Source organism: Kitasatospora sp. NPDC094016 (assembly GCF_040304045.1).
In the GTDB taxonomy this organism is placed as follows: Bacteria; Actinomycetota; Actinomycetes; order Streptomycetales; family Streptomycetaceae; genus Kitasatospora.
The window spans coordinates 272,570-296,116 of record NZ_JBEOUK010000001.1; the positions used below are offsets into that span (position 1 = coordinate 272,570).

Sequence of the window (23,547 nt, forward strand, 5' to 3'; positions counted from 1 at the left end):
GGCCCCGGTCACCGGGCTGCGTCCGGCGGCGTGTCGCCCAGTGAACCGCCGCGACGGGGCCCACAGGCAGTCACCGATGGCATGAAGCCCCGGCTGTGCTCCCGCCCGGCATCCTGTACGTTCCTCTAAGGAGAGGAATGCGCAGCCCAGGTGTTCACCAGGTGCTACCTACGACCGTAATCCGGCCGTGATTCGCAAGCGACGGGCCCGTGATCCGCTCGCCCGCCCGGACGTGACGACAAGTACGGATGTTCGGGCACACTGTGACCCCCGACCGAACGCCCGGGCCTTCCCCGTTCGGCCCACCCCTCAGCCCCATCCCACCCTCAGCCCCCGTTAGGAGTCCGCGGATGCGTGTCCGTGACCTGCTCGCCCCCGGCGCCCCGCGACTGCGCCTGCTCGCGGCCGAGGAAGAGCTGGACCGGCAGGTCAGCGGCGTCATGACCACGGACCTGCACGATCCCGGCCGCTACCTGCACGGCGGCGAGCTGGTGCTCACCGGCATGCTGTGGCGCACCGCCCCGGCCGACTCCGAGCGGTTCGTGCGGACCATCGTGGCCGGCGGCGCGGTCGCCCTGGCGGCCGGCGAGGCCGAGGTCGGCCCGGTGCCCGAGGACCTGGTGGAGGCCTGCCGGCGGCACCGGATGCCGCTGCTGGCCGTCCCCGACGACATCGCCTTCGGCACCGTCACCGAGTTCATCGGCCGCCAGGTCTCCGCCGACCGCGCCGCCGACCTCGCCGCCCTCGTCGACCGGCACCGCCTGCTGGTCTCGGCGGCCGGCGGCGGCGGCCTGGACGCGGTGCTGGACCTGCTCGGCGGCGACCTCGACCTCGACTGCTGGGTGCTCACCCCCACCGGCGCGGTGATCGCGGGCCCCGCCGACCGCCTCCCGGCCGAGGACCGCGACCAGCTGGTCCGGGCCCACCTCGGCGCCCAGCGCCAGCGCCGCCGCCCCCCGCACCGGGCCCGCCTGGCCGGCGGCTCCTACTCGCTGCTGCCCGCCCCGGCGTCGGCCGATCACCAGGCGCCGCTGGCCGACTGGGTGCTCGCGGTGGCCGGCGACGTCACCGAGTGGACCACCAAGCGCCAGCAGCTCGCCGAGAACCTGGCCCGGCTGGTCGCCGCCGAGCGCCACCGCCGCGACGAGGGCCGCCGGCTGCGCCGCCGCCTCGCCGACGAGGTGCTGGCCCTGCTCCAGCGCGACGCCGACCCGGCCGAGATCAGCCGCACCCTGTACGCCTCCTCGGCGATGGCCGCCCGCTACGAGAGTGTCGAGCCCAAAGCCCAGGCCCAGGACGGGTCCTGGCTGGTGCTCAGCGCCGAGGGCACCGGCCTGCACGAGGGCGTGGTGCGCGCGGTCCTGGAGGAGGCGCTGGGCGGCACCACCGACCGCGCGCTGGTCGCCGGGGCCGGCTCCGGCGCCGTCGTGGTGCTGCCCGCCCTGGACGGACCGGTGCCCGCCGAGACCCTGCGCGAACTGCTCGCCCCGCTGGAGGCGGGCCTCGGCTCGGAGGGCCGGATCACCCTCGGGGTCTCCGCCCCCGCCTCCGAGGCCGGCGGCCTGCGCGGCGCCCTGGAGGAGGCCCGGCACGCCCGCCGGATCGCCGCCGCCCGGGTCGGCCGGGTCTGCGTGGCGGGCCCCGAGGAGCTGGCCTCGCACGTGCTGCTGCTGGCGGCCGTCCCGGACGAGGTCCGCCGCGCCTTCCGCAGCCGGCTGCTGGACAAGGTGATCGCGTACGACATCGAGCACCAGGCGGACCTGGTCCGCACCCTGGAGGCGTTCCTGCGCTCGGACGGCTCCTGGACGCGCTGCGCCGCGCAGCTGCACGTCCACGTCAACACCCTGCGCTACCGGATCGGCCGGATCGAGGAGCTGACCGGCCGTGACCTCTCCCGACTGGAGGACCGGGTGGACTTCTACCTGGCGCTCGAACTGGCCTGACGGCCGGGCCCGAGAGCCGTGCCTCATGCGGGAGGGCCCGCCGCGAAAATGCGCGGCGGGCCCTCCCGCATGATCGTTACTGCGTGGGACTACTGCGGCGGGATGACCGAGGTCATCCACTCGAAGATGCTCGGCACCATGGTCTTCCACAGCTCGGTGGTGTGCGGGCCGTTGCTCTCCTGGACCTGGACCTTGGTCGGCTCCTTGGCCGCCGCCGCGATCGCCTGGCCGTCCTCCAGACCGTCGCCCTTCTTGCCGCTGATGTAGAGGCTGACCTTCGGCGGCTGCTGGGCGCTCTTGAGGATGTTGACCGGGTTGTTGGCCTCGCGCAGCTTCGGGTCCTTGCCGACCAGGGAGTCGCTCTCGGACGCCGGGTCGTTGTAGCCGGACATCGAGATCGCGGCCCGGTACCGGTTGGGGTGCGCCAGGGACAGCTTGGCCGCGCAGTGGGCGCCGGCCGAGTAGCCGGCGATGCCCCAGCGGTCCGGGGACGGGTCGGCGCGGAAGTTGTCCATGATCATCTGCGGGACGTCCCGGGTGAGCCAGGCGTCGGCGTTGATCTTGCCGGGGATGTCGGTGCAGCCGGCGTCCTGGTGGTTGCCGAGGAGCAGGGTGCGCGGCGAGACCAGGATGAACGGGGAGACCTTGCCCTGCTGCATCAGCGGCTTGAGCTGCTCGGAGACCTTGAGCGTGCCGTACCAGGTGGAGGAGGAGCCCGGGTAGCCCGGGATCAGCTCGACCACCGGGAACTTCTTGTCCTTGAACGCCGGGTCGTTGTACTGCGGCGGCAGCCAGACCAGCACCTCGCCGTCGACCCCGGACACCTGGCCCTTGAGCTCGGTCTTCTGGACGTCGCCGGGCACCGCCGGGTCGCCCACGCCGGCGAACTTCTGGAGCGCCTTCGGCGGCTGCTTGGCCGCGTCGCCGCCGCCCTGGCCGGCGCCTTCCTTGCCCGCGGCGCCCTGGTCGGCCGGCGCCACCTGCGGCACGGCCCGGACGTGGTCACCGGTGCCGAGCAGGTCGTCCCAGTTGCCGTAGATCAGGTTGGCGTTGTTGACCATCACGAAGACCATCAGCACGGCCGTGATCTGGCAGAACATGATCATGACGAGCCTGGACAGGATCCGCACCGGGTTCGGCCCGCGGACCTTGCCCCAGTACAGGAGCGCCACCGCGATGGACACCGGCACCAGGATGACGGTGAGGATGAAGAATGGCGTACCTGTCAGTTGCATCGAGTTCTCGTATCCGGGTTGCTGGCCGCCCGAGCCCCACTCGCCCGAACGCACTCCAATGGCATTGGACGGCGCGGAACCGATGATCGGTTGCCATCCGAATCTGTGCGGAACCTGAGAGGAACATCACGTTTCCTGTGATGTTCCTGTTTCGGGTCGGCGCTAAGTCTGCCACCCGGACGGCGGTCGCCCGGACGAGATGTCCAGCGAACTTCCAGGAAGGTCCCCCGGGGCACCTTACCTCCCGCGTCCCGGGCGCCGCCGGGCGAGGCGGTGTCATCCACGTGCCGCCCGGCCAGAGAGACTATGGGGATGAGCACAACCCGCTTTCGCCCGTCCCGCCGTTTCTGGCCCGTCTGCGCCCTCCTGGCACTCGCGGTCACCGCGGCCGGTTGCAGCAGTACCGGAGGCCGCCGCGCCGAGGAGGCCCGCGCCAAGGCGTCGGCCGCCGGCGGCAGCGCCGTCACCACCCCGCGCTGGAAGGTCGCCATGGTGACCCACGCCGGGGCCGGCGACGCCTTCTGGGACAGCGTGCGCAAGGGTGCCGAGCAGGCCGCCGCCAAGGACAACATCACCTTCCTGTACTCCAACGACGCGCAGACCCAGAACCAGGTCCAGCTCGTCCAGGCCGCCATCGACCAGAAGGTCGACGGCCTGCTGGTCACCCTCGCCAAGGGCGACGCCATGGCCGACGTCCTCGGCAAGGCCAAGGCCGCCGGCATCCCCGTGATCACCGTCAACTCCGGCCAGGAGTACTCCGCCAAGTTCGGCGCGCTCACCCACATCGGGCAGGACGAGTCCACCGCCGGCCAGGCGGCCGGCACCGAGCTGGCCGGCCGCGGCCGCAAGAACGTGCTCTGCGTCATCCACGAGCAGGGCAACATCGGCCAGGAGCAGCGCTGCTCCGGCGCCCAGTCCAAGGCCGGCGGCGCCTTCCAGGTGCTGTACGTGGACGGCGTCAACATGCCCGACGCCCGCGCCGCGATCTCCGCCAAGCTCCAGGCCGACCCGTCCATCGACACCGTGCTCACCCTCTCCGGCCCGATGGCCGCCACCGGCCTCCAGGCCGTCCAGGACGTCCACCGCGCCGTCGAGCTCGACACCTTCGACCTGGGGCCGCAGGTGGTGGCCGGCCTCAAGTCCGGCTCCGTCGGCTTCGCCGTCGACCAGCAGCCCTACCTCCAGGGCTACGAGGGCGTCGACCTGCTCTGGCTGTACAAGTCCAACCTGGACATGCTCGGCGGTGGCAAGCCCGTCGCGACCGGCCCGCAGATCCTGACCAGGGACGACGCCGACGCGCTCGCCGAGTACGTCGCGAGGGGGACCAGGTGAGCACCACCGACGTCCTCGCCCAGGACCGCCCGGCCGCGCTGCGCCGCCTCCTCGCCCGCCCCGAGCTCGGCTCGCTGATCGCCGCCGTCGCGGTGTTCACCGTCTTCGCGGTGGCCGCCGAACCCTTCCTGCGGGTCTCCTCGCTGGGCACCGTGCTCTACGCGGCGTCCACCATCGGGATCATGGCCGTCCCGGTCTCGCTGCTGATGATCGGCGGCGAGTTCGACCTGTCGGCCGGCGTGCTGGTCACCACCGCCGCGCTGACCTCCTCGATGGTCTCCTACCAGTTCACCGCGGTGACCTGGGTCGGCGCGCTGGTCTCGCTCGCCGTCACGCTGGCCGTCGGCGCCTTCAACGGCTGGATGCTCGGCCGCACCCGGCTGCCCAGCTTCATCGTCACCCTCGGCACCTTCCTGATGCTGACCGGTGCCAACCTCGGCGTCACCAAGCTGGTCTCCGGCACCGTCTCGACCAAGCCGATCTCCGACATGGAGGGCTTCGCCTCCTGCCGCTGGCTGTTCGCCTCCGAGGTCACCGTCGGCGGACTGACGATCAAGGCCACCGTCTGGTGGTGGCTCGGCCTGCTCGCGGTCGGCAGCTGGGTGCTGTTGCGCACCCGCTTCGGCAACTGGATCTTCGCCGTCGGCGGCGACGCGGACGCCGCCCGCGCGGTCGGCGTGCCGGTCGCCCGCACCAAGACCCTGCTCTACCTCGGTGTCGGCTTTGGGGCCTGGGTGCTCGGCCAGCACCTGCTGTTCTCCTTCGACACCGTGCAGTCCGGCGAGGGCGTCGGCAACGAGCTGATCTACATCGTCGCGGCCGTCATCGGCGGCTGCCTGATCACCGGCGGCTACGGCTCGGTGGTCGGCTCCGCGCTCGGCGCGCTGATCTTCGGCATGGCCAGCAAGGGGATCATCTACGCCCAGTGGAACCCGGACTGGTTCAAGTTCTTCCTCGGCGCGATGCTGCTGCTCGCCGCCCTGCTGAACGCGTACGTCAAGCGCCAGGCCGAACGGGGGCCCCGATGAAGACCGAACTGCTCGCCCTGGAGGGCGTCGGCAAGAGCTACGGCACCGTGCGCGCCCTCCAGGACGTCTCGCTCACCCTGCACGCCGGAGAGATCAGCTGCGTGCTGGGCGACAACGGCGCCGGCAAGTCCACCCTGATCAAGATCATCTCCGGGCTGCACCAGCACGACGAGGGCAGCTACACCGTCGGCGGCGAGGAGGTCCGGCTCGACTCCCCGCGCCAGGCCCTGGACCGCGGCATCGCCACCGTCTACCAGGACCTCGCCGTCGTCCCGCTGATGCCGGTCTGGCGCAACTTCTTCCTCGGCTCCGAGCAGGGCCACCGCCGCTGGGGCGGCCTGCGCCTGGACGCCGAGGCGATGCGCACCACCACCCGCGAGGCGCTCGCCCGGATGGGCATCGACCTGCACGACGTGGACCGCCCGATCGGCACCCTCTCCGGCGGCCAGCGCCAGTGCGTGGCGATCGCCCGGGCCGTGCACTTCGGCGCCAAGGTGCTCATCCTGGACGAGCCGACCGCAGCGCTCGGCGTCAAGCAGTCCGGAGTGGTGCTCAAGTACGTCACCGCCGCCCGCGACGCCGGGCTCGGGGTCGTCCTGATCACCCACAACCCGCACCACGCCTACCTGGTCGGCGACCACTTCACCCTGCTCAAGCGGGGCCGGATGGCCGGCAGCCACCCGCGCACCGAGATCGGCCTCGAACAGCTCACCACCGAGATGGCCGGCGGCTCCGACCTCGCCGAACTCTCGCACGAGCTGGCCCGGCCCACCGAACCCCAGCCCCGCACCGAACCCGAGCCCCGCACTGACCCCGAGCCCCGTGAGGAGCGTCCGTAGCCGTGACCAGCCCCCAAGGCAGCACCCGGCCGGCCGTCCTGCCCACCCTGCTCGGCCTCGGCCCCCGCGCCGAGCGCCGCCGCCGCGCCCTGCCCGCCGGGATACTGCGACTGCCCACCATCGGCGTCGACATCGGCGGCACCAAGGTGGTCGCCGGAGTGGTCGACGGCGAGGGCAAGGTGCTGGAGAAGCTGCGCACCGACACCCCCGACAAGAGCAAGAGCGCCAAGGTCGTCGAGAACGTCATCGTCGACCTGGTGCTGGAGCTCGCCGACCGGCACGACGTCCACGCCGTCGGCATCGGCGCGGCCGGCTGGGTCGACGCCGACCGCTCCACGGTGCTGTTCGCCCCGCACCTGAACTGGCGGGGCGAGCCGCTCCAGCAGGCGCTCAGCGAGCGGCTGCGCTTCCCGGTGATCGTGGAGAACGACGCCAACGCCGCCGCCTGGGCCGAGTGGCGCTTCGGCGCCGGGCGCGGCGAGGACCACATGGTGATGCTCACCCTGGGCACCGGCATCGGCGGCGCCGTCGTCCGCGACGGCTACGTCGACCGCGGCAAGTACGGCCTGGCGGGCGAGTTCGGCCACATGCAGGTGCTGCCCGGCGGCCACCGCTGCCCGTGCGGCAACCGCGGCTGCTGGGAGCAGTACTCCTCCGGCAACGCGCTGGTGCGCGACGCCCGCGAACTCGTCGCCGAGGAGTCCCCGGTGGTGCAGCCGCTGCTCGCCCGGGCCGGCGGCACCGTCGAGGGCATCACCGGACCGCTGGTCACCGAGGCCGCCCGGGCCGGCGACCCGACCGCCACCGAACTGCTCTACGAGGTCGGCACCTGGCTCGGCGTCGGCATCGCCAACCTGGCCGCCGCGCTCGACCCGGGCCGCTTCGTCATCGGCGGCGGCGTCTCCGAGGCCGGCGACCTGCTGCTCGGCCCGGCCCGGGACACCTTCCGCCGCACCCTCACCGGGCGCGGCTTCCGGCCCGAGGCGAGCATCGTGCACGCCGCACTCGGCAACGAGGCCGGCCTGGTCGGCGCCGCCGACCTCGCCCGGCAGGTCGCCCGCCGGTTCCGCACCATCAAGCGGCGCCGGGTCGAGCGCAGCGGCGTCTAGGCCCTGTTCGGCAAGATCGGCCGGACAGGGCCTCGGCCCTTTCGCCTGATTCGGTTCCGTCAACTACCGGTTGGTAGCGGTGCGGTGTGATTGTCGGGATCATGCCTCCTGTGAGACAACGGAGTTGACGTCGACTCAGGAGGACTCGGATGAGGGCTCTGGCCCGGATCGCACCACCGCTGCTGCTCGCCACCGCCCTGGTCTGGTCCTGTGCCGGGCCGGCCGGGGCGGCGGGGGCGGCCCCGCCGCCGAAGGCCCCCGAGGCGGTGGGTCGGGGCGGAGCGGTGGCCAGCGTCGACGCCGACGCCACCGCGGCCGGCATCGAGGTGCTGCGCAAGGGCGGCAACGCGGTCGACGCGGCGGTCGCGACCGCCGCCGCCCTCGGCGTCACCGAGCCCTACTCCTCCGGCATCGGCGGCGGCGGGTACTTCGTCTACTACGACCACGCCACCGGCCGGGTGCACACCATCGACGGCCGCGAGGTGGCCGGCCGCACCGCCGACAGCGGGCTGTTCCTGGAGGACGGCAAGCCGCTGGCCTTCGCCGACGCCGTCACCAGCGGCCTGTCCGTCGGCGTCCCCGGTACCGCCGCCACCTGGGACACCGCCCTGCGCCAGTGGGGCACCCGCACGCTCGCCGACGCCCTGGGGCCCGCCGAGCGGATCGCCGACAACGGCTTCGTCGTCGACCAGACCTTCCGCGGCCAGACCGCCGACAACTACGACCGGTTCAAGGACTTCCCGGACACCGCCAAGCTCTACCTGCCCGGCGGCAAGCCCCCCGAGGTCGGCACCGTCCTGCGCAACCCCGACCTCGCCGCCACCTACCGGCTGCTCGCCAAGGACGGCGTCAAGGCCTTCTACCAGGGCGACCTCGGCAAGGACGTGGCCGACACCGTCCAGCACCCGCCGGTCGACCCGGCCTCCGGCCGCAACGCCCGCCCCGGCAAGATCGACACCGCCGACCTCGCCGCCTACCAGGTCCGCCGCCAGGCGCCCACCCACGTCCCGTACCGGGACTACGACGTCTACTCCATCGCCCCCTCCAGCTCCGGCGGCACCACCGTCGGCGAGGCGCTCGGCATCCTGGAGGACGGCGACCTCGGCGCGTACAGCGACACGCAGTACTACCACCACTTCCTGGACGCCTCCCGGATCGCCTTCGCCGACCGCAACCGCTGGGTCGGCGACCCGGCCTTCGGCGACGTCCCCACCAAGGAACTGCTCTCCGCGCGCTACGCCGGCTCCCGGGCCTGCCTGATCAGCCCCGACCGCGCCCTCACCAGCCCGCTCGCCCCCGGCGACCCGCGCCACCCGGCCGACTGCGCCGAGGCCGGCCCCGCCGTCGCCGAGCCCTACGAGGGCCCCAACACCACCCACCTCAGCGTGGCCGACCGCTGGGGCAACGTCGTCTCCTACACCCTCACCATCGAGCAGACCGGCGGCAGCGGCATCACCGTCCCCGGCCGCGGCTTCCTGCTCAACAACGAACTCACCGACTTCGACTTCACCCCGCTCACCCCGGGCGTCCCCGACCCCAACCTGCCCGGCCCGGGCAAGCGGCCGCGCTCCTCGATCTCCCCGACCATCGTGCTGCGCGACGGCGAACCGTTGCTGGCCACCGGTAGCCCCGGCGGCGCGACCATCATCACCACCACCCTCCAGGTGCTGCTCGGGCGGCTCGACCGGGGCCTGAGCCTGGAACAGGCCATCGCCGCACCGCGCGCCAGCCAGCGCAACACCGTCGCCACCCAGGCCGAGCCCGGCTTCCTGGCGCTGCCCGAACGGGCCGCCCTGGAGGCGCTCGGGCACAGCTTCACGTCCGTCGCCGAGATCGGCGCCGCCACTGGCGTCGAACGGCTGCCGGACGGGCGGTGGGTGGCCGCGGCCGAACCGGTCCGGCGCGGGGGCGGCTCCGCGGCGGTGGTCCGGCCCACGGGCTGACCGGGCCGCAGGCCGGCCGGGCCGCGCTGTCGGTGCCGGGCGGTATGTTCGGGGTGGGCGTCCCCTCAGGGGGTGCCCACCCCTCGTCTTGACCGGACCACCCGTCCATCACCACTCGTCCGTACCGAAGCACCCGTCCGTACCGAACCACCGGGAAGGCCGCCCGCCGTGACCGTCCGCATCGCCACCTGGAACATCAACTCCGTCACCGCGCGGCTGCCCAAGCTCCTGGAGTGGCTGGAGAGCGCCAAGCCCGACGTGCTCTGCCTCCAGGAGCTCAAGTGCGCGGCCGACGCCTTCCCGTACGAGGAGGTGCGCGCCCTCGGGTACGAGACGGCGGCCCACGGCACCGGCCGGTGGAACGGCGTCGCGATCGTCTCCCGGCTCGGCCTGGACGACGTCGTGCGCGACCTGCCCGGCCAGCCCGGCTACCTCGCCGACGGCGCCCTGCTGCCCGACGTGGAGCCGCGCGCCGTCGCCGCCACCTGCGGCCCGGTCCGGGTCTGGTCGGTCTACGTGCCCAACGGCCGCGAGGTCGACCACGCCCACTACCGCTACAAGCTGGAGTGGCTGCAGGCGCTGCGCACGGCCGCCACCGAGGACGCCGCCGGGCCCCGCCCGTTCGCCGTCCTCGGGGACTTCAACATCGCCCCCGCCGACGAGGACGTCTACGACGTCGCCGCCTTCGAGGGACTCACCCACGTCACCCCCGCCGAGCGGGCCGCGCTGGAGGCCCTCGGCGAGGTGGGCCTGCACGACGTGGTACCGCGACCGCTCAAGTACGACCGCCCCTACACCTACTGGGACTACCGCCAGCTGGCGTTCCCCAAGAACCGGGGCATGCGGATCGACCTCACCTACGCCAACAAGCCCTTCGTGGACGCCGTCACCGACAGCTACGTGGACCGCGAGGCCCGCAAGGGCAAGGGCACCTCGGACCACGCGCCGGTCGTGGTCGACCTCGACCTGTGAATCACCCTGGGTGAGAGGCGGTAACCCGAACGGTCCCGACCGGTGGCCGGGGCCGGGCGGGCTGCCTACTGTCGGGCATAACCGGGTGCAGTTGTTCGACCACGTGGACATCGGAGTCCCCCCGGCTGCGCCCGAGAATCCCGGAGGTTCCGGCATGCGCCCCATGCGTACGGCCGCCGCCGCTCTGATCGGCGCGACGGTGCTGACCGGCCTGACGGCCCCCCTCGCATCCGCCAGGGACGGCTCGGCCTCGGTCAGCCCGTCCCAGGCCGCACCGGGCCAGACCGTGAAGGTCACGGTCTCCTGTGAGAAGTCGGACAAGCCCGACGCCAAGACCATCACCGCCCACTCCGCCGCGTTCGACGGCGGTCCGGCCACTCTCACCCTGGGCTCCGACGGCAAGCACAGCGGCTCGGCCCGGCTGGCCGGCCAGCACTCCGGGGACAGCAGGATCGACGGCACCTGCCCGGACGGCGGGGCGTTCTCCACCAGCGTCAAGACCGTCGCGGCCGCCGGCGTCCCGGTGGCCGGCTCCGACAGGGGCTCCGAGAAAGGCCCTGAGAAAGGGCCTGAGAAAGGCCCCGAGAAAGGCCCCGAGAAGGGCCCCGAGAAGGGTCCCGAGAAAGGCCTCGGTGACTGGGGCAAGGCGGCCGGCGAGTGGGCGGGTTCGCTCGGCCAGTCCGGCGCCGGCGGCCAGCAGGTCGCCCCGCACGGTGCCGTGAACACCGGCCTCGGCGGTTCGGTCGCGGCCGATCCGGCGGAGCTGGCCGGGGGCCTGGCCCTGGTGGCAGGCGGCCTCGGAGGCTTCTGGCTGCTGCGGCGGCGCGGTGCCTGATGGGCACCGCGCCTTTTTCGTCTTTCCCGCGCGCCGTCGGACCCTGACCGGGCCGGCGGCGCACAGGCGTGTCAGCCGGCCTGCGGCGCGGGGTTCTGCTGCAGCTGAGGCCCGTGCCCGTGCCCGTGCTCGTGCTCGTGCTCGTGCTCGTGCCGGAGGGTGCCGCTGGCCAGCAGGTACTGGGCCAGGACGTACGTCGCCATGATCCAGAACTGGTGCCCGGGCAGCTCCCGCCACTTCGCCAGCTGGGTGGCGATCAGCGTGTCGGACAGCAGGAACAGCGCTCCGCCCAGCCCGGTCCGCCAGCCCAGCCCGGCCGAGGTGACGGCCGTGGAGGCGAGCAGCAGGCTGTAGCCGGCCACCGGGATCCGCAGGTCCCCGAGGTCCGGCCAGAGCTGCCCGACCATGGCCGCCCAGGCGGTTGCGTACGCGGCCGCCACCACCAGGGCCCGCCGACGGTCGGTCAGCGCCCCGCGCCGGACGAACATCGTCACGTAGCAGATGTGCGCCGCCGCGAACGAGCCCATCCCGGCCAGGAACGCGGTGTCGTTCTTCAGCTGGAGCAGCACGTCCCCGCCCGCGCTCAGCAGCAGCGCCGGGGCCAGCGGCTTCGGCGCCCGCCGCCCGGCGGAGGCGGCCGCGGCGACGCTGTGCGCGGCCAGCAGCGGCATCAGGGCCGGCTTGGTGGCGTTCTGCAGCACGGACGCGCCGGAGGCGATCGCGCCCAGGTGCGTCGCCGAGGCGGCCGCGAAGCCGCCGAGCAGACCGGCGGCCGAGCGCAGACGGCCGCCGAGGACGGCACGGGTGGTCGTACGGATGCTCATGCGGCTGCTGACCTCCGGGGTCGGGCGGTGGGGGAGTGTGACGAACCCTAGGCGACCCGGCGGTACGGCGGAAGAGCGGGTTACCGGTGCGTAACCCGGGTGGTGCGGGGCGGGTGGCCGCGTGGCGGCGGGTGCGGGCCGGCGGGCGGCGTAGCGGAGGGCCGCCGGTCACTTCGGCGCACGGCCGGTTGCTGCCACCGGGTGACGCGGCCACCGTCTAGTCTGGTCCCCGACATGGAGCAGCAGGAGTACGCGGTCGGTGCCACCCGGGTGGCTGCCGGCAGGCCGGACGGGCGCACGGGCGGGACGGGGCTGAGGAGCACCGACGCCCTCCTCGCCGTACGCGAGCCCGCGGCCGGGGCGGCGCCCGAAGCCGTGTCCGGCCCCCGTGCTGACGCCGCGCCGACCAGGCCCGCGCCCGAGCCGGGCGCCGCCCCCGCGCTCTCGCCCGACCCGGGCCTGCTCCGGCTCGCCCACTGGTTCGCCGCCGCCACCCCCGGCACCGCCGACGACCTGTGCGCCGCGTCCTTCGGCCTCTACCCGGCCCGCCATCTCGGTGCCCCCGCCGAAGCGGCGCCCGACGCCGACGTCAGCTGGTGGCACGGCCCCACCGCGCACGCCACCGCCGCCCTGCGCTCCCGGGAGCCCCGCCCCGTCGGCGGTCTGCGCCGCGCCCGGCGGGACGCCTCCGCGCTGCCCGTCGTCCGGTCAGGTGCCAAGCCGGGCAGGCCCGGCAGGCACCGCAAGCCCGAGCGCACCCGCCCGGTGCCGGGCGCGCAGGATCGTTCCGGCCAGGACCTTCCGATACCGGCCCCGGCCCTGCTTGTCGCGGACGTTTCCGCCCCGGCCCTTCCCACCGTCGACCTTCCTACCGTCGACCTGCCCGCCGTCGACCTGCCCGCCGCCGAACGCCGGATCGCCGCCCGGCTGCTGCTCGCCCACCCGCTGGTCACCGCCTCCGGCCCGCACGCCGACGGCTTCCCGTTGATCCGCCGTCACCGCGACTGGCTCGTCGAGCGCTTCGACGCCCTGCTCGGCTACCGGCTCGTCGTCGGCCCCTGGCACGCCCGGCTCTGCAAGGCCGGCCTCGGCCCCGGCGCCGCCCGTCGCCTCGAACACCCCGCGACCGGAGCCCCGTTCACCCCCGCCGGCTACGCCCAACTCGCTCTCGCCCTCGCCCTGTTGGTCGACGCCCCCGAGCAACTTCGGTACGGGCGGCTGCTCGACGCCATGCGCGCCGCGGCGCCGGGCCTCGCCGCCGGCCCGGCCGACCGTGCGATGGCCCTCGCCGCGCTCGCCGACTGGCAGGTCCTCGGCGAACTGCCGGTCGGCGGGGCCGACCCGGCCGACCCCGCCGACCGGGACGCCGTACTGACCGTCGACCGCGAACTCGCCCGCGCCGTCCCGGCCGGCCCGCCCGCCCTCGCCGACGACGCCGCCGACCTGATCCGTCGGGCCGCCGCCGCCGAACCCGCCACCGCCGTGCGCCGCCTGCTCGCCGAGACCCCCGCCGTCCTCGACGCCGATCTCCCCGAGGACCGGCGCGCCTGGCTGCACGAGCACCGGCTGAGCGGCCCGGCCGCGCTCGCCGACTTCCTCGGCCTGGAGACCGAGCTGCGGACCGAGGGCGTCGCCCTGCTCGACCCGGCCGACGAGCTCACCGACCTCGTCTTCCCCGGCGCGGGCCCCCTGTCGCAGGCCGCCCTGCTGCTGCTCGAAGGCCTGGTGGAGGAAGTCCGCCCGCTGCCCGGCGAGACCACCGCCGGCGGTGACGTCCCGATCCCCGACGCGCTGATAGACGGCCTCCTCGGCGACATCGCCGACGAGTACGGCCTCCCGGCCCGCTGGCGCCGCGACTACCTCGCCGACCGCACCGCGCTGCGCCGCGACGCCCTCGACCTGCTCCACGACCTCGGCCTGATCACCCCCACCCCCCGCGGCAGCCGCCCCCCGGGCTGGCTCCTGCGCCCGCCCGCCGCCCGCTACGCCCCCGCCCCGGACTTCCATCCCGTCCCCGGCACCGGCCGCCACTCCCGCCCCGCGCCGGCCGGGGCCCGGGAGCAGCGGCGCGCCTGAGGCCGGTCCGCCGCCCGGCTCCGCCGTCGCGCTTCGCCGCTCCGCCGTCGCCGGAAAGGCGGAAGCACCGCGTCCGGGGGTGGACGACGGTGCTGAGGGGATGGCTCGGACGGTCGGTCGGTCGCGTTCTCGCCGGTCGCTCTGTCGAGGGTCACTTTCTCGCGGTGGCCGTGGTGGCGGCGAGGGTGCCGTGCTGGACGGTCTCGACGGTGGCGCCGACGCCGAAGGTGCCGAGGGCGATGGAGGCGAGGACGGCGGTGGCGGCGAGGAGGCGGCGGTGGCGCCGGGGAAGCGGGAAGCGCGGTTCCTGGTAGGGCGCCTGAGGGCTGGCGTTCATGACAGGGAGGGTCCCAGGGTGGTGTGAACGGTCGGTACGCGCGGGTGAAGTCCGGGCGGGGGTTGGGCGTCGGTTGGCCGCGTACGCCCCACCTGCGAGGGTGGGGCGTACGCGCTGGTCAGCGGCGTGGTGTGCGTTCGGCGAGGGCCTCGCCGACGGCGACCCGGACGGCGTCGCGCAGGCCGTGCACGGGGTGCAGGCGGGACGGGCCGGCGGCCGGGTCCTCGCGGAGCTCCTTCACCAGGGACACGCAGAGCAGCAGCATCACGACCACGAACGGCAGCGCGACCAGGATCGTCGCGTTCTGCAGCGCGGTGAGCCCGCCGGCCAGCAGCAGGGCGGCGGCGACCCCGCCCATCAGCACGCCCCAGACGACCACGAGCCAGGTGCGCGGGTGCAGCGAGCCGCGGCTGGAGAGAGAGCCGAGGACGAGGGAGGCGGAGTCGGCGCTGGTGATGAAGAAGGTCATCACCAGCAGTACGGCGACGACGCTGGTGACGGAGCCGAGCGGCAGCGCGCGCAGCATCTCGAACAGCGAGGCCTCCGCGCCCTTCGGGATGGTCGCGACCAGGTCGGCCGCGCCGGTGGAGACCAGTCGGATCGCGGTGCCGCCCATCACGCAGAACCAGATCACGGTGGCTCCGCTGGGCACCAGCAGGACGCCGAGCAGGAACTGCCGGATGGTGCGGCCGCGGGAGATGCGGGCGATGAAGGTGCCGACGAAGGGGGCCCAGGAGAGCCACCAGGCCCAGTAGAAGATCGTCCAGGAGCCGAGCCAGCTCTCGTCGGTGAAGGCCCCGGTCTGGGTGGACATGCCGAGCAGGTCGGAGAGGTAGCCGCCGACGGTGGAGGGGATCGCGTCCAGCGTGAACACCGTCGGACCGAACACGAAGACGAAGAGCATGATCAGCGAGGCCAGGACGACGTTCGCGGTGGAGAGCCACTTGACGCCCTTGTGGACGCCGGAGAAGGCGGAGAGCACGAAGGCGGCGGTCAGCGAGCCGATGATGATCAGCTGGGCGTTCTGGGTGTTGCGCACGGAGGTGATGTAGCCGAGGCCGTCGGCGACCTGGAGCGCGCCGAGGCCGAGGCTGGTGGCGGAGCCGAAGACGGTGGCGAAGACGGCCAGCAGGTCGATCGCGCGCCCGGGCCAGCCGTCGGCGCCGCGCTGGCCGATCAGCGGGACGAAGGCGGCCGAGATGCGGTTGCCGCGGCCCTTGCGGAAGGTGGTGTAGGCGAGGGCGAGGCCGCCGACGGCGTAGATCGCCCACGGGTGCAGGGTCCAGTGGAACAGCGAGAACTCCAGGGCCTGCTGGGCGGCGGCCGCGCTCTGCGGTTCCAGGCCGGAGCCGGGCTGCGGGGTGGCGAACAGCTGGAGCGGCTCGCCGACGCCGTAGAACATCAGGCCGATGCCCATGCCGGCGCTGAACATCATGGCGACCCAGGCGAGGGTGGAGAACTCGGGTTCGTCGTCGTCGCGGCCGAGCCGGATGCGGCCGAAGCGGCTGAAGGCGAGCAGCACGGTGAGGACGAGGAAGACGTCGGCGGCCACCACGAACAGCCAGCCGAAGTTGTGCAGGACCCAGCCGAGCGCGCTGCTGGAGGTCCGGCCGAGCGAGTCCTCGGCGAAGACGCCCCAGGCGACCACGGCCAGCACCAGGGCGGCGCTGATCCCGAACACCACCCGGTCGGCGGGCAGGGTCGCGGCGGGTTCGTCGGGCGCCTCCGCGGGTTGGCCGGGCTGCGGCGGCTGGCTGCTCATCGGGTGGACTCTCCTGCCTCGGGGCGGACGTGGGCTTCGGCGACATCGGCGGATTAAAGCTGCATGTCGCACTATGTCCAGTTCGTGCCGCGAGGGGCGGGAGGGCGCGCCGGGGAGGCGGAGGGTGGGGACTTACGTCCCGTCAGGCCGGGTGCTCAGCCGCGTGCTCATGGGCCGGGGCGTGCGCGGCGGGCCGCAACCGCGGGCGGAAGCCGTCCGGCACCGGGGAGTTGAGCCGGCTGTCGCGTCGGACGGGTCAGGGCCGGTGGGCGCCGGACGGGACCTCGTACGGCGCCGGGTACGGCGTCTCGTACGGGTTCAGCACCAGCCGCACCACGTCCTCCAGCCGCCGCCGGGCGTCGCCGAGGGTGGTGCGGCCGGTCACCCAGGCGGTCAGCTCGCCCTGCCAGGCGTGGGCGACGATGTGCCGCACCAGGTCGCTGGCGGCGGCCGGCACCTCGGTCGTCACCGCCTGGAGGGCGGTGCTGTCGGCCCGGGCCATGCCCTGCAAGGTCTCGCTGGCGAACGGATCGGTGGAGGCGGCGACGGCCACCCGCAGCCGGGCCAGCTCGGGCTGGCGCTGGTAGGCCCGCATCCCGCCGCGGACGAAGCGGACCGCCCGGTCGGTGGCCCCCAGCCCGGCGCGCGGGCCGCGCAGCTCCGCCACCAGATCGGCCAGCAGCAGGCGGTGCCACTCGGCGATCGCCGCAGCCAGGAGGTGGTCCTTGGAGGAGAAGTAGCGGTACGCCGTCCCCAGGGCGACTCCGGACCGCTCGCAGACCTGTTTCATCTGCAGCCGTTCGACGCCGATCTCGTTCACCAGGGCGAGCGCGGCCGCGATCAGGCTCCCGCGGCGTTCGAGCTGGCGCGGAGACATCGCCTCCACCGGCCGTGGTGACAGGTCAACCTTGGTCACCCGCACCATGATACGGGCCGGGGCCGCTCAGGAGTATGACGCCGACCGGCCCCCTTGCGTTCGCCGTGCGGTCACCGTCGCCGGGGCCGGGAGCGATGACCGCTTCGTCCCGTCCCGTCCCGCGCCGGGTCAGCGCAGCCGGCGGATCAGCGACTCCTGCACGGCGGAGGCGACCAGCCGCCCGTCCCGGTCGTAGAACTCGCCGAGCGACAGCCCCCGGCCGTCCGAGGAGGACGGGCTGCGCTGGGCGAACAGCAGCCACTCGTCGGCCCGGAACGGGCGGTGGAACCACATCGCGTGGTCGAGCGAGGCGATCAGCAGCCGGGGCGGCTCGGTGCGCTGGAAGAAGTTCGGCTGCTCGTGCAGCCCGGCGGTGGAGGCCAGCGTGAGGTCGGAGAGGTAGGTGAGCGCGCAGACGTGCAGGAGCGGGTCGCCCTCGGGCAGCGGGGAGGCGATGCGCAGCCAGACGAACTGCTGCGGCATCCCCGGCACGGACGCCGGCACGCCCGGCGCGTCCGGCGGGACGAAGCGCAGTTCGAGGTCGCGGAAGCCGCCGGTGCCGGTGATCGCCGCGCGCAGGGCCGGGTCCCAGAGCGAGAAGGCGTCCGGCAGGGTCTCCGGCCCGGGCAGCGGCGGCATCGTGCGGTGGCGGTCGGTGGCGGTCTCGGGGCGCTTGAAGGAGGCGGAGAGGGTGAAGATCGCGTTCTGGTTCTGCACCGCCGTCACCCGGCGGGTGGTGTAGGAGACGCCCTCGCGGACCCGTTCGACCTCGTAGCGGATCGGCTGGGACGGGTCGCCGGGCAGCAGGAAGTAGCCGTGCAGCGAGTGCACCGCGCGCAGGCCCTCGCAGGTGCGGCCGGCGGCGGTGAGCGCCTGCGCGGCGACCTGTCCGCCGAAGGCGCGCATCGGCGCCCCGGCGTGGCAGCGGCCCCGGAACGTGTTCTCGTCCAGTCGTTCCAGCTCCAGCAGTCCGGCGAACGAGCCGGCCGGGCGGTCGGCCCGGATTTCCTGTTCGGTCAGGTCGGTCACGGGCCCATAGTGGCAGAATTCCGCCGCGCCGCGATGTGACCTGGGTAACGCCCGGGGGCTCCGGCATTCGGTAGAACCTGTTTCAGTACGGTCGCGGCCCGACGGATTGTCAGTGCCCTCACCTAGCGTGTTCGACATGACGCAATCCGCACACGCGTACGCCTATCTGCGCCCGTCCGCCGTCCTCGACGGCGCCGACGGCCGGCGCCTCGACCTGGCCACCTCCGGCGGCGCCACCCCGCTCGGGGAGGCGGCCAACCCGCGCTTCTTCGCCGGCTTCCTGGCCGACCCGGCGCCGGCCGCCGCCGCGCTGCTCGCGGTCGCGGACGTCGCCGCCGCGCGGTACTACCAGCCGCAGCTGCGCGCCTCGCTCGACCCGGTGGTCACCGCCAACGGGGACCGGCTGCGCTTCGAGTCGTTCTCCGGCTGCTGCGGCGTCTACGCCCGGCTCGACGTGCTCCAGGCCGGCCTCGACGGCGACGAGATCGGCCACGGCACCACCAACGTGGACGTCAACAACCCGCTGCGGGAGGCCCTGACCAGGATCGGCCCGACCGACCCGCTGCACCTCGCGGTCGGGCCGGACGCGCTGGAGGTCACCAGCTTCGACGGGCCGCTGGTCGAGCGGAAGGTGCCGCTGCCGCAGCGCTGGCTGCGCGGCTTCGCCGAGACCCAGGTCGTCGCCGCCGGCTTCGACCTGCGCGCCGAACTGCCCGCCGCCGAGGCGGTCCGCTTCCTGCGCTCGCTGCCGCGCGGCGGCCGCTCCAGCACGGCCTGGGTCGTTCCGGCCGGGCGGACGCTGCGGCCCACCACCCGGCCGGTGCCCGGCGCGGTCTGCCTGCCCGGGCCCGACCGGCTGGTGGCGCTCCAGCGGGTGCTGCGGCACGCGCTCGCCCTGCGGGTGTACGGCCCGGTCGCCGCCACCGGCCCGGCCGCCTCGGCGTGGGAGGTGGTCCTGCCCGGCATGCGGCTCACCCTGACCCTCTCGCCCGACGCCTCCCGGGGCTTCTCCGGCGAGGGCGGGGTGCTCGGCGCGCTCGCCACCGGCACCGCCGAGCAGGACGCCGACCTCGTCGCGGTGCTGCTCGCCTGGGAGCCGCGGATCGAGGTCACCGACCTCGCCGAGCAGTCCGGGCTCAGCCACGAGCGGGTCCGCGCCGCGCTCACCCGGCTCGGCACCGCCGGGCAGATCGGCTACGACACCGCCGAGGCCGCCTACTTCCACCGCCAGCTCCCGTACGACGCCGGGCGGGCCGAGGCCGCCAACCCGCGGCTGCGCGCCGCCCAGGCCCTGGTCGCGGCGGGCGCGGTGCGGCTGGAGCCGGGCGGCACGACGGCCGTCGTCACGGTGGACGACCACATCCAGCGGGTGCGTACGGACGAGGCGGGGTGCCTCGGCTGCACCTGCCTCTGGTGGGCCAAGTACCGCGGCGGGCGCGGTCCGTGCAAGCACGCGCTGGCGGTCGCGATGGTGCGGGAGGCGGCCCGGCGGGCGGCCGGGGAGCGGGTTTCGACGGTCGTGAAGGAGGTCCGGGCGTGAGCGGGGTGGCACCGGAGTCGGTAGCGGTACCGGAGTCGGTTGGGGTGCGGACGCCGGAAGCGGGGCAGGGCGCGACCGCGGTCGAGGACCTGCTCGCCGCCGTCCGGGGCGGGCGAATGCCGCAGATACCGGCGCTGGTCGCCGCGCTGGACCAGGCGCAGCGCCGGACGTGCCTGCCCGCGCTGAAGGCGCTGCGCAAGGAACTGCGCGAGGAGTGGTCGAAGGAGGCGCTCGCCACCAAGGGCGCCCTGATGCTGGCCGGTGCCGGCTGCCACACCGGCCCGGCCGGCGCCGCCAGCTGGCTCGGCGCCCGCGACTTCACCTCGCGGGAGTGGGCCAACCACCCCGCGTTGGCCCAACTCGTCGCGGCGCAGCCAGTGGAGTGGCAGATCGAGGTGGCCACCCGGCTCGCCGCCCGTCAGGCGCCGCGCTGGGGTTGGTCGCTGTACCCGGTGATCGAGGCCGTGGTGCGCCGCACCGGCTGCGCGGTGCCGCAGAGCGAGCCCTTCGTCCGCGAGTGGACGGACCGCAAGCGCCTGGGCAGCGGCCCGCGGCCCACCCTGCTCGCACTGCTGCGGGCCGACGCGTTCACCCCGGTACTGCTGCCCCAGGTGTTCGAACTCGCCGACGTCGGCGGGCCGTTGTCCTGGCGGTTCAGCCCCCGCCCCGGGGACGCCTGGACGGAGGCGATCGCCGAACTCGCCACCGTCGGCGACCTGGACCGGGCCGACCTGATCGACCGCTGCCTGGCCCGGCTGCTGCGCGGCGGCAAGCCGGCCGACCAGCGTTTCTTCCTCGACGTGCTGCGGGCCCTCGCCCCGACGCCGCAGGAGTACGCGGCCCGGGTACGGGACGTGCTGCCGCTGCTGGACGGGCTGTCGGTGGTCGCCGGGCACGCCCAGGACGTGCTCGCCGGGCTGGACGAAGCCGGGCTGATCGAACCCGAGGTACTGGTCGAGTCCTCCGCGGTGGTGCTGTTCCGGGCCGAGAAGAAGCTCGTCCGCGCCCAACTCGGCTGGCTGGAGCGGGCGGCCCGGCGCGCACCCGGGCGGTCCGGGCCGGTGGTGCTCGCAGCCGCCGAGGCGTTCGGGCACCCGGACCAGGCCGTCCAGGAGCGGGCGCTGAACGTGGTGGCCCGCCACCTGCGCGCGGCCGGGGAGGCCGTCCTGCCCGAACTGCGGCTCGCCGCCGAGGCGCTGAACCCCGCCCACCACCGGCGCGCCGGCGAACTGTTCGGCGCACCGGTCGGTGGCGACGGCGACGACGACCCGGACACCGGGTGGAACGAACTCCTCCCGCCCGCCCCCCAGCCCCTCCCGATCGGCCCGCCGATCGCCTCGGCGGCCGAACTCGCGCAGGAGCTGTCCGCCCTGCTCGCCGCCGACGAGCCGGAGCCGGCGGTCTTCGAGCGCGTGCTGGACGGCCTGGTCCGCCAGGCCCACCAGGACCGGGCGGCGCTCGCCGAGGCGCTGGAGCCGGTCCGGCGGGTCCACCCGTGGCACGGCGTCGACCGCTGGCGCGACTGCTCGCCCCGGGACGTCCTCCACGTCGCGGCCGCGGTGGCCGGCGAGACGCCGCCGCACCGGATCTGGGACTTCCTCGGCGGCAAGGGCCGCTCCCCGCTGCGCGGCCGGAACAACACCGCGCAGGGCACCGCCCTCGCCGCCCGGCTGGAGGAGGCAGCCTGGCAGGTGACCGCCGACCGGCCGCCCTACCTGCTGGCCATCCCGACCGACACCACCGGGGCGCTCGACCCCGGCACGCTGGTCGAACGCCTCGCCGGGTACCAGGCGGCGGGCGTCACCCCCGGCCGAGCCGACCTGTGCGCGGCCCTGCTGCGGGTCGGCCCCCGCGCCGACGCCGGGGTGCTGCGCGCCGCCGAGGCGCTCACCTCGCCGTCCGGGCGGTGGGCCGCCCAGTGGCTGCGCACCGGCGGCCTGCCCGACCAGCCGTCCGAGCGGGTGCTGTTCGCCCCCGGCCGGGGCTCGAAGCGCGGCCACCAGTACGCGGACCGCTGGTGGGAGGACGTCCGGCGGGTGGCCGTCGCCCAACCCGGCATCGGGGCCGGCCCGAAGGGCCCGGACGGCGAGCGGCTCGCCCCCGAGTTCCGGGCGCTGCTGGAGGGCACCGAGCCGAGCGTGGCCCGGGCCCGCAAGGTGGGCGACTGGACGTGGCGGCCTACGGCGCACTGGGCCGCGATGCTCCCCTGGCACCGGGAGGAACTGGCGGCCCGGTGGCTCGACCACTTCGCCGCCGGCGCCGACCGGGACGAGCGCGACGCGGGCCGGCTGCTACCCGCTCTCGCCGAGGCCGGCGGCCCGGCCGGGCTCGCCCTGCACCTGGCGCTGGCCTACGGCCTGGGCGCCCGGCACGCCGAGGACCGGACGGCGGCCGTCGACGCCCTGCTGGTGCTCGCCGCCCGCGGCGACCTGGACGGCGCGCAGCTCGGCCGCGAACTCGGCGCGCTGGTCGACTGCGGCGCGGTGAAGCTCAACCGGCTCGCGGCGGCGCTCACCCTCGCTGCCGGGACGGGCGCCTACGGCACGGTCTGGTCGGTGCTCGGGCCCGCGCTGCCGGCCCTGCTGGGCGGCGAGGGCACGCCCGCCCGGGGCCTCGGCGACCTGCTCGCCCTCGCGGCGGACTGCGCCCGGCGCACCCGCGCCCGGGGGCCGGTGGCCGAGGTGACGGCGACGGCGGAGCGGGGCGGATCGAGCCGCCTGGTCAAGGAGGCCCGCGCGCTGCGGGACGTCCTGGCGGGGTGACGCCGCAGCCGTCGGCGGGGCGAGGTGCACCACCGGGTGACGGCGGGTCGCCGGCGGCGTCGGGTCACGGCCTAGGGTGGGCGGGACTTTCGCCCGCCCCGTCCCACCGGAGTGCTCGTGTTGCACCTGCGCCTGATCGTCCCGCCCGACCTGCGGGAGCCCGTGCTCAGCAGCCTGGACGCCGTGGTCGGGGTGACGCACGTCGTGGTGCTGCCGGGCGCGGCCGTACGGCCTGCCGGGGACGTGGTGCTCTGCGACGTCGCCCGCGAGTCGGCGGACGAGGTCCTGGGGGTGCTGCGCGAGACCGGTCTGCCCGAGCGCGGGGCGATCGACGTCTCCGGCATCGAGCTGACCCTCTCGGCGGCCGCCGACGAGGCCGAGCGGCTGGCCCCGGGGGAGGGGGCGGACGCGCTGGTCTGGGAGTCGGTCTCCGAGATCACGCACGAGGAGTCCACCCTCACCTGGGTGTTCCTGGCCTTCCTCACCGTGGCGACGATGCTGGCCGCGTGCGGCGCGGTGCTGGACAGCGCGGTCCTGGTCGTCGGGGCGATGGCGGTCGGGCCGGAGTTCGGGCCGCTGGCCGGGCTGTGCGTGGCGCTGGTCCAGCGGCGGCTGCGCCCGGCGCTGCGGTCGCTGAACGCGCTGGTCACCGGCTTCGCGGTGGCGATGGCGCTGACCGTCGGGTTCTCTCTGCTGATGGACGGGCTCGGGCTGTTCAGTGAGGCCAAGTTCGCCGCCGCGCGGCCGAACACCTCGTTCATCTGGCAGCCCGACGCGACGTCCTTCGTGGTCGCCTTCCTGGCGGGCATCGCGGGCGTGCTCTCGCTGACCTCCTCGAAGGCCGGGATGCTGGTCGGAGTGGCGATCTCGGTGACCACGGTGCCCGCCGCCGCCAACGCCACCGTCGCGCTCGGGTACGGGGAATTCCGCCAGTTCTGGGGCTCCAGCGTGCAGTTGCTGCTGAACCTGCTGGGGATCGTGCTGGCCGGGGTGCTGACCCTGCTGGTGCAGCAGCGGGCCTGGGCGCTGATCCGCCGCCGGCGGCCGGGGGCGGACAAGTGACGG

The 23,547-nt window shown here is 74.6% G+C and carries 18 protein-coding genes; 12 read left to right on the forward strand and 6 right to left on the reverse strand.

Annotation, left to right across the window (positions count from 1 at the left end; genetic code table 11):
• The first annotated feature begins 350 nt into the window (after positions 1-350).
• Positions 351-1,943, forward strand: coding sequence for a PucR family transcriptional regulator (locus ABT015_RS01175; protein WP_350875366.1), 1,593 nt, complete (start codon positions 351-353; stop codon positions 1,941-1,943).
• A gap of 89 nt (positions 1,944-2,032) precedes the next feature.
• On the opposite strand, the gene ABT015_RS01180 is transcribed toward ABT015_RS01175, so the two are convergent.
• Positions 2,033-3,178: an alpha/beta hydrolase gene (locus ABT015_RS01180; protein WP_350875368.1), complete on the reverse strand. Its 1,146-nt coding sequence runs from the start codon at positions 3,176-3,178 to the stop codon at positions 2,033-2,035.
• A 306-nt stretch (positions 3,179-3,484) separates the two neighbouring features.
• On the opposite strand from ABT015_RS01180, the gene ABT015_RS01185 reads away from it, so the two are divergent.
• The 7 genes from ABT015_RS01185 to ABT015_RS01215 all read left to right on the forward strand — a co-directional run bounded on the left by ABT015_RS01185 (position 3,485) and on the right by ABT015_RS01215 (position 11,236).
• Positions 3,485-4,510 carry a sugar ABC transporter substrate-binding protein gene (locus ABT015_RS01185; protein ID WP_502897250.1) on the forward strand — a complete coding sequence of 342 codons (1,026 nt, stop codon included), beginning with the start codon at positions 3,485-3,487 and terminating at the stop codon, positions 4,508-4,510.
• Complete coding sequence (locus ABT015_RS01190; RefSeq protein ID WP_350875372.1) at positions 4,507-5,538, forward strand: ABC transporter permease; 1,032 nt, start codon at positions 4,507-4,509, stop codon at positions 5,536-5,538. Before ABT015_RS01185 ends, ABT015_RS01190 begins: the two co-directional genes overlap by 4 nt.
• Positions 5,535-6,377 (forward strand): ATP-binding cassette domain-containing protein, encoded by an 843-nt coding sequence (locus ABT015_RS01195; RefSeq protein ID WP_350875374.1) that lies wholly within the window; start codon positions 5,535-5,537, stop codon positions 6,375-6,377. The genes ABT015_RS01190 and ABT015_RS01195 overlap by 4 nt, the downstream gene beginning before the upstream one ends.
• A gap of 2 nt (positions 6,378-6,379) precedes the next feature.
• Positions 6,380-7,486 (forward strand): ROK family glucokinase, encoded by a 1,107-nt coding sequence (locus ABT015_RS01200; protein WP_400325662.1) that lies wholly within the window; start codon positions 6,380-6,382, stop codon positions 7,484-7,486.
• A gap of 149 nt (positions 7,487-7,635) precedes the next feature.
• Positions 7,636-9,429: a gamma-glutamyltransferase gene (gene ggt, locus ABT015_RS01205; RefSeq protein ID WP_350875377.1), complete on the forward strand. Its 1,794-nt coding sequence runs from the start codon at positions 7,636-7,638 to the stop codon at positions 9,427-9,429.
• Positions 9,430-9,597: 168 nt separating this feature from the next.
• Positions 9,598-10,401 carry an exodeoxyribonuclease III gene (locus ABT015_RS01210; protein WP_063350028.1) on the forward strand — a complete coding sequence of 268 codons (804 nt, stop codon included), beginning with the start codon at positions 9,598-9,600 and terminating at the stop codon, positions 10,399-10,401.
• A 154-nt stretch (positions 10,402-10,555) separates the two neighbouring features.
• Positions 10,556-11,236 carry a hypothetical protein gene (locus tag ABT015_RS01215; RefSeq protein WP_350875380.1) on the forward strand — a complete coding sequence of 227 codons (681 nt, stop codon included), beginning with the start codon at positions 10,556-10,558 and terminating at the stop codon, positions 11,234-11,236.
• Between the two features lie 71 nt (positions 11,237-11,307).
• On the opposite strand, the gene ABT015_RS01220 is transcribed toward ABT015_RS01215, so the two are convergent.
• The gene (locus tag ABT015_RS01220) at positions 11,308-12,060 is read right to left on the reverse strand and encodes a lysoplasmalogenase (RefSeq protein WP_350875382.1); all 753 of its coding nucleotides are present in this window, start codon (positions 12,058-12,060) and stop codon (positions 11,308-11,310) included.
• A 234-nt stretch (positions 12,061-12,294) separates the two neighbouring features.
• Here ABT015_RS01220 and ABT015_RS01225 point away from each other — a divergent pair, with 234 nt between their 5' ends.
• Positions 12,295-14,136: a DUF2398 family protein gene (locus ABT015_RS01225; protein WP_350875385.1), complete on the forward strand. Its 1,842-nt coding sequence runs from the start codon at positions 12,295-12,297 to the stop codon at positions 14,134-14,136.
• A gap of 151 nt (positions 14,137-14,287) precedes the next feature.
• On the opposite strand, the gene ABT015_RS01230 is transcribed toward ABT015_RS01225, so the two are convergent.
• The 4 genes from ABT015_RS01230 to ABT015_RS01245 all read right to left on the reverse strand — a co-directional run bounded on the left by ABT015_RS01230 (position 14,288) and on the right by ABT015_RS01245 (position 18,180).
• Positions 14,288-14,473, reverse strand: coding sequence for a hypothetical protein (locus ABT015_RS01230; RefSeq protein WP_350875387.1), 186 nt, complete (start codon positions 14,471-14,473; stop codon positions 14,288-14,290).
• 118 nt (positions 14,474-14,591) lie between these two features.
• Entirely contained in the window at positions 14,592-16,235 is a 1,644-nt protein-coding gene (locus ABT015_RS01235; RefSeq protein ID WP_350875389.1) for a BCCT family transporter, read from the reverse strand.
• 256 nt (positions 16,236-16,491) lie between these two features.
• Positions 16,492-17,151, reverse strand: a complete 660-nt coding sequence (locus ABT015_RS01240) for a TetR/AcrR family transcriptional regulator (protein ID WP_350875391.1) — start codon at positions 17,149-17,151, stop codon at positions 16,492-16,494.
• A gap of 129 nt (positions 17,152-17,280) precedes the next feature.
• Complete coding sequence (locus ABT015_RS01245) at positions 17,281-18,180, reverse strand: acyl-CoA thioesterase (RefSeq protein ID WP_350875393.1); 900 nt, start codon at positions 18,178-18,180, stop codon at positions 17,281-17,283.
• A gap of 136 nt (positions 18,181-18,316) precedes the next feature.
• Between ABT015_RS01245 and ABT015_RS01250 the strand changes: the two genes are divergently transcribed.
• The 3 genes from ABT015_RS01250 (at position 18,317) to ABT015_RS01260 (ending at position 23,544) form a co-directional block, all read left to right on the forward strand.
• On the forward strand, positions 18,317-19,720 hold the full coding sequence (locus ABT015_RS01250) for an SWIM zinc finger family protein (protein ID WP_350875395.1): 1,404 nt from the start codon (positions 18,317-18,319) through the stop codon (positions 19,718-19,720).
• Complete coding sequence (locus ABT015_RS01255) at positions 19,717-22,482, forward strand: DUF7824 domain-containing protein (RefSeq protein WP_350875397.1); 2,766 nt, start codon at positions 19,717-19,719, stop codon at positions 22,480-22,482. The genes ABT015_RS01250 and ABT015_RS01255 overlap by 4 nt, the downstream gene beginning before the upstream one ends.
• Before the next feature lie 117 nt (positions 22,483-22,599).
• Complete coding sequence (locus ABT015_RS01260) at positions 22,600-23,544, forward strand: DUF389 domain-containing protein (RefSeq protein ID WP_350875399.1); 945 nt, start codon at positions 22,600-22,602, stop codon at positions 23,542-23,544.
• Positions 23,545-23,547 lie beyond the last annotated feature (3 nt).

What these genes read in the sequence shown, in the direction of transcription:
- ABT015_RS01175 (WP_350875366.1), top strand. Translation starts at nt 351, where the DNA reads ATGCGTGTCCGTGACCTGCTCGCCCCCGGCGCCCCGCGACTGCGCCTG.
- ABT015_RS01180 (WP_350875368.1), bottom strand. Translation starts at nt 3,178, where the DNA reads ATGCAACTGACAGGTACGCCATTCTTCATCCTCACCGTCATCCTGGTG.
- ABT015_RS01185 (WP_502897250.1), top strand. Translation starts at nt 3,485, where the DNA reads ATGGGGATGAGCACAACCCGCTTTCGCCCGTCCCGCCGTTTCTGGCCC.
- ABT015_RS01195 (WP_350875374.1), top strand. Translation starts at nt 5,535, where the DNA reads ATGAAGACCGAACTGCTCGCCCTGGAGGGCGTCGGCAAGAGCTACGGC.
- ggt (WP_350875377.1), top strand. Translation starts at nt 7,636, where the DNA reads ATGAGGGCTCTGGCCCGGATCGCACCACCGCTGCTGCTCGCCACCGCC.
- ABT015_RS01215 (WP_350875380.1), top strand. Translation starts at nt 10,556, where the DNA reads ATGCGCCCCATGCGTACGGCCGCCGCCGCTCTGATCGGCGCGACGGTG.
- ABT015_RS01220 (WP_350875382.1), bottom strand. Translation starts at nt 12,060, where the DNA reads ATGAGCATCCGTACGACCACCCGTGCCGTCCTCGGCGGCCGTCTGCGC.
- ABT015_RS01225 (WP_350875385.1), top strand. Translation starts at nt 12,295, where the DNA reads ATGGAGCAGCAGGAGTACGCGGTCGGTGCCACCCGGGTGGCTGCCGGC.
- ABT015_RS01230 (WP_350875387.1), bottom strand. Translation starts at nt 14,473, where the DNA reads ATGAACGCCAGCCCTCAGGCGCCCTACCAGGAACCGCGCTTCCCGCTT.
- ABT015_RS01235 (WP_350875389.1), bottom strand. Translation starts at nt 16,235, where the DNA reads ATGAGCAGCCAGCCGCCGCAGCCCGGCCAACCCGCGGAGGCGCCCGAC.
- ABT015_RS01250 (WP_350875395.1), top strand. Translation starts at nt 18,317, where the DNA reads ATGACGCAATCCGCACACGCGTACGCCTATCTGCGCCCGTCCGCCGTC.